The following is a 2,564-nucleotide window of genomic DNA, read 5'->3' on the forward strand; positions in this document are numbered from 1 at the left end:
GTCCGGGTCGGTGTCGTTGGCGGTAGGAGGGGCCCTCGATGACCAGGGTGTGCGCGCGTGAGGTGAGTCGGTCGATGGCCGATTGGGCGAGTAGCGCGTCGGCGGTCATGGTGAGCCATTCGGCGGGTTCTCGGTTGGATGTGACGATGGTGGTCTTGGTCTGCTGGTGGCGTTCGACGACGAGTTCGTAGAAGTCGTTGGTTTCGGTCGCGTCGAGGGCTCTGAGTGCGAAGTCGTCGATGATCAAGACGTCGATGGCGGTGATGCGGCGAAGTTCGGCGTCGACGCTGTTGTCGAGGCGGGCGGCTTTGAGTCGGTGGAACAGTTTGTCCGCCCGCGCGAACAACACTGTTTTGCGGCGGCCGATAGCCATGTGGCCCAACGAGTTTGCTAGATGTGTCTTGCCGACTCCGACGGGGCCGAGCAGGATTGCGGAGTGGCCGGCGTCGATGAACCGCAGGGTGGTGAGGTCCTCGAGCAGCGGACGGTCGTAGAGTAGATCGTCTGCCGCGCACCAGGTGTCGATCCGCATGCGGGGGTCGAGACCGGCTTTGGCTGATCGTCGGGCGGCGGAGCTGGATTCACGCCGTGAGACTTCATCGGCGAGCAATTGTTGCAGGAACGTCAGGTGCGAGGTTTTGTGTTGGCGGGCCAGGGCTGCGCGTTGGGGCAGGGTGTCGGCGAGGGCTCCGAGTTTGAGGGTTTTGAGCAGGCCGAGCATGTCGGCGCCGACAGGTTCGGGCACACTGTTGGTGGTTCGGGTCATCGGTTCACTCCTGAATGGTGTTGTCGGGGTTGGGAACAAGAGTCAACTGTGTTCTGTTGGTTGCGTATTCGGAGGGGTCACGGGCAAAGCGAGACGATTCCGACCCGGCGGCCACGGGCATGTCCGGGGTGGTGTTCTCGGTGGCCTGCTCAAGCATCGAGGCGATCTTGGGCACGGCGATGACATCGAACTCCAGGGCGGTGGCACAGGCAGCATCGACGGGTCCGGGCCCGTAGGTGCGCACCAGGCCGAGCAGGGTATACACCGCCCGCACCCGAGACCATGGGCGCGGGTCATCGACGATACGGGCCGCGTAGAGCCCGATATGGGGGCCGTGATGTTCGCAGGTGGATTGCAGCTTGCTGATGTTGCGCAGCGCGTAGGCAGCCTTGTCCGCGGGGTAGTCGTGGGGGTCGGTGCTCTGCCCGCCGGCGGGCTGGCGCGGGTGTTGCTTGACCAACTCGCCGCGGTGATAGAACTTCACCGCTTCGCTGTCCAGGCGCACATCCAGTGTCGAGCCGATCCAGGTTTCGGGCAGCGAGTACAGTGCTTTGCCGACCGAGGCGTGAAAGTCTCTGTGCACCTTGACCTGTTTGAAGATCGGTACGTCGTAGTCGGCCGGTATCGGTAACAGGTGGGTGCGTTCGTCGGTGTCGAACAGCACCGCCGGCGCGGCGGCGGTGGTGCCGTGAATCCGCAGTCCCGCAGTGCTCTGGCACCATGCCACCGCGGCGGCCTGGGCATCGGGCAGGCTCGAGAATCGCTCACCGGCCCAAAAGTTGTTCTGCACGTAGTGGATGGTGCGTTCCACCCGCGGTTTGTCGGTTGGTGTGGCGACTCGGGCGGTGTCGGTGACGAACCCGGCATGCTGGCCGTAGTCCAACCAGCCCCGAGACAACCTCGGATTGAGGATGTCGGCCTGGGTGACAATAGGTTTCATGTTGTCCGGAATGATCACAGCGAACACTCCGCCGAAGAACTCCCACGCCGCTGAACAGCCCTCGAGGATCGCTGACAGGGTTTGGGTATGCGTCAGCCACACGAACGTATGCCGCGAGTACACGGCGGTGAACACCAGCGCGAACACTTTGCGGCGCTTACCTGTTGACGCATCATCGAGCAGTCCGAGGTAACCGAAGTCGATCTGGCACTCCACCCCGGGATCCCCATCAGCCACCCGCACCGTGGTCGTGGTGCGTCGATACCCGCAGCACTCGGTCGCGAACCGCACCAGCGTCCGGTACGGGACCACACATCCCTGACGGGCGAGCAGGATGTGAATCTTGGTCACCGTCAACGGTTCTGGATTCTCCGGTGCCCCTCCCTTCACCCACTGCGTAATCTGTTCGGTGAACGGCACCAACGCTTCCCACGCCTGACCATGCCCATTCGGCCGCGCCGGACGCACCCCGGCCACCACCGCACCGAGCAACTCATCGGTCAGTGCCGCCGCGCCGGCCTCACGTGTCAACCCCGCCGCCTGCGCTGCCGCGATGTAGCGTCGCACCGTCTTCCTGTCGATACCCGCGCGCGCGGCGATCGTGCGCAGACCCGGCGCTGGTAACCCCACCGCCAGGCCCAACCACAACCGCAGGACTTCTCTGATCTCTTCCACTGCAACCTCCCGGTAGCCCATGCCGTTGGCCCCTTCCGTGAACATCGTCACGGCCGAGTCAACGGACAAATGAAGGGACCACCGACGCGACGCGCCGGTGGTCCCATAACTGGCAATCCAGGTGGTCCCATCCCCATGGCAAACAATCAGCCCAGGGTGGTCCCTTCACGGTGGCAAATGACA

General features: G+C 64.0%; 2 protein-coding genes. Both read right to left on the reverse strand.

The genetic code is table 11. The features are described 5' to 3' along the window. A partial coding sequence (locus tag VX037_RS23660; RefSeq protein WP_266063942.1) for an ATP-binding protein occupies nt 1-766 on the reverse strand: 766 nt, incomplete at its 3' end. Nucleotides 767-770: 4 nt separating this feature from the next. Next, complete coding sequence (gene istA, locus VX037_RS23665) at nt 771-2,426, reverse strand: IS21 family transposase (protein WP_235722002.1); 1,656 nt, start codon at nt 2,424-2,426, stop codon at nt 771-773. Nucleotides 2,427-2,564 lie beyond the last annotated feature (138 nt).

It is taken from the genome of Gordonia sp. Z-3, assembly GCF_036233855.1.
GTDB lineage: Bacteria > Actinomycetota > Actinomycetes > Mycobacteriales > Mycobacteriaceae > Gordonia > Gordonia tangerina.

What these genes read in the sequence shown, in the direction of transcription:
- istA (WP_235722002.1), bottom strand. Translation starts at nt 2,426, where the DNA reads ATGTTCACGGAAGGGGCCAACGGCATGGGCTACCGGGAGGTTGCAGTG.